2 rRNA genes are annotated in these 3,288 nt (G+C 49.9%); both read right to left on the reverse strand.

The features are described 5' to 3' along the window. Nucleotides 1-3: 3 nt before the first annotated feature. A 5S ribosomal RNA gene (gene rrf, locus BCR22_RS09725) occupies nucleotides 4-119 on the reverse strand. 95 nt (nucleotides 120-214) lie between these two features. Continuing rightward, nucleotides 215-3,126, reverse strand: a 23S ribosomal RNA gene (locus tag BCR22_RS09730). Nucleotides 3,127-3,288: the final 162 nt, after the last annotated feature.

Here is a 3,288-nt window from a genome sequence, read left to right on the forward strand (position 1 = left end):
TTAGCGTGGCGACGTCCTACTCTCACAAAGGGAAACCCTTCACTACAATCGGCGCTAAGAAGCTTAACTTCTGTGTTCGGCATGGGAACAGGTGTATCCTTCTCGCTATCGCCACCACACTGGGTGTTGTTGCTATTTAGTTGAGTGATTATTCACTCAAAACTGGATTGAAGTAGTAATCAAACATTCCGAAACTCTTTTTTATTTCGTTTCTTTGGTTAAGTCCTCGACCGATTAGTATTGGTCCGCTCCGTACATCACTGCACTTCCACTTCCAACCTATCTACCTGATCATCTCTCAGGGGTCTTACTTTCTTAAAGAAATGGGAAATCTCATCTTGAGGTGGGCTTCACACTTAGATGCTTTCAGCGTTTATCCCTTCCCTACATAGCTACCCAGCAATGCCCTTGGCAGAACAACTGGTACACCAGCGGTAAGTCCATCCCGGTCCTCTCGTACTAAGGACAGCTCCTCTCAAATTTCCAACGCCCGCGACGGATAGGGACCGAACTGTCTCACGACGTTCTGAACCCAGCTCGCGTGCCGCTTTAATGGGCGAACAGCCCAACCCTTGGGACCGACTACAGCCCCAGGATGCGACGAGCCGACATCGAGGTGCCAAACCTCCCCGTCGATGTGGACTCTTGGGGGAGATAAGCCTGTTATCCCCAGGGTAGCTTTTATCCGTTGAGCGATGGCCCTTCCATGCGGAACCACCGGATCACTAAGCCCGACTTTCGTCCCTGCTCGACTTGTAAGTCTCGCAGTCAAGCTCCCTTCTGCCTTTACACTCTGCGAATGATTTCCAACCATTCTGAGGGAACCTTTGGGCGCCTCCGTTACTCTTTAGGAGGCGACCGCCCCAGTCAAACTGCCCACCTGACACTGTCTCCCACCACGATAAGTGGTGCGGGTTAGAGGGTTCATAACACAAGGGTAGTATCCCACCAGCGCCTCCACCGAAACTAGCGTTCCGGGTTCATCGGCTCCTACCTATCCTGTACATGTGGTACAAACACTCAATATCAAGCTACAGTAAAGCTCCATGGGGTCTTTCCGTCCTGTCGCGGGTAACCTGCATCTTCACAGGTACTAAAATTTCACCGAGTCTCTCGTTGAGACAGTGCCCAAATCGTTACGCCTTTCGTGCGGGTCGGAACTTACCCGACAAGGAATTTCGCTACCTTAGGACCGTTATAGTTACGGCCGCCGTTTACTGGGGCTTCAATTCTGAGCTTCGCCGAAGCTAACCCATCCTCTTAACCTTCCAGCACCGGGCAGGCGTCAGCCCCTATACTTCATCTTTCGATTTTGCAGAGACCTGTGTTTTTGATAAACAGTCGCTTGGGCCTATTCACTGCGGCTGACCGAAGTCAGCACCCCTTCTCCCGAAGTTACGGGGTCATTTTGCCGAGTTCCTTAACGAGAGTTCGCTCGCTCACCTTAGGATACTCTCCTCGACTACCTGTGTCGGTTTACGGTACGGGCAGTTGTTTTCTCACTAGAAGCTTTTCTTGACAGTGTGACATCAGGAACTTCGGTACTATTATTTCCCTCCCCATCACAGCTTGTCCGTATAGAGTAAAGCATTTGACTCTACTCAAGACTTACTGCTTGGACATGCACTTCCAGTCGCATGCATTCCTTAGCCTCCTGCGTCCCTCCATTGCTCAAACAAAAACAACTGGTACAGGAATATCAACCTGTTGTCCATCGCCTACGCCTATCGGCCTCGGCTTAGGTCCCGACTAACCCTGGGCGGACGAGCCTTCCCCAGGAAACCTTAGTCATACGGTGGACGGGATTCTCACCCGTCTTTCGCTACTCATACCGGCATTCTCACTTCTAAGCGCTCCAGCCGTCCTCACGATCGACCTTCAACGCCCTTAGAACGCTCTCCTACCATTACACCAGAGGTGTAATCCACAGCTTCGGTAATATGTTTAGCCCCGGTACATTTTCGGCGCAGGGTCACTCGACTAGTGAGCTATTACGCACTCTTTAAATGGTGGCTGCTTCTGAGCCAACATCCTAGTTGTCTGTGCAACCCCACATCCTTTTCCACTTAACATATATTTTGGGACCTTAGCTGGTGGTCTGGGCTGTTTCCCTTTCGACTACGGATCTTATCACTCGCAGTCTGACTCCCGGATATAAATGAATGGCATTCGGAGTTTATCTGAATTCGGTAACCCGAGATGGGCCCCTAGTCCAAACAGTGCTCTACCTCCATCATTCTTAATTCCGAGGCTAGCCCTAAAGCTATTTCGGAGAGAACCAGCTATCTCCAAGTTCGTTTGGAATTTCTCCGCTACCCACAGCTCATCCCCGCACTTTTCAACGTACGTGGGTTCGGTCCTCCAGTGCGTTTTACCACACCTTCAACCTGGCCATGGGTAGATCACATGGTTTCGGGTCTACGACTACATACTCATTCGCCCTATTCAGACTCGCTTTCGCTGCGGCTCCGGCTCTTCACCTTAACCTCGCATGCAATCGTAACTCGCCGGTTCATTCTACAAAAGGCACGCCATCACCCATTAACGGGCTTTGACTTGTTGTAGGCACACGGTTTCAGGATCTATTTCACTCCCCTTCCGGGGTGCTTTTCACCTTTCCCTCACGGTACTGGTTCACTATCGGTCATTAGGGAGTATTTAGCCTTGCGGGATGGTCCCCGCGGATTCCGACGGAATTTCTCGTGTTCCGCCGTACTCAGGATACTCCTAGGTGTTGCCAACATTTCGTCTACGGGGCTATTACCCACTTTGGCGAACCTTTCCAGGTTCTTCGACTATCTTGACAGACTACCACATCGGAGTCCTACAACCCCAACAAGCAAGCTTGTTGGTTTGGGCTCTTCCCGTTTCGCTCGCCGCTACTCAGGGAATCGAATTTTCTTTCTCTTCCTGCAGGTACTTAGATGTTTCAGTTCTCTGCGTCTACCTCTAACCAGCTATGTATTCACTGGAAAGTAACATCCTATAAAAGATGCTGGGTTTCCCCATTCGGAAATCTCTGGATCATAGCTCACTTACAGCTCCCCAAAGCATATCGGTGTTAGTCCCGTCCTTCATCGGCTCCTAATGCCAAGGCATCCACCGTGCGCCCTTATTCACTTAACCTGATGACCTTTCGGTCAATTGTTTGGTTCGTTTCTCTAGCGATAGAGGCGTCACCAATAAAATAAGCTTCGAACTATTTTACTTAAAAAACTCATTCAACGCGGTGTTCTCGGTTTGTTTTGATTACTTTTTTACTTCAATATCCAGTTTTCAATGAACAAT

Source organism: Enterococcus plantarum, assembly GCF_001730295.1.
In the GTDB taxonomy this organism is placed as follows: Bacteria; Bacillota; Bacilli; order Lactobacillales; family Enterococcaceae; genus Enterococcus_L; species Enterococcus_L plantarum.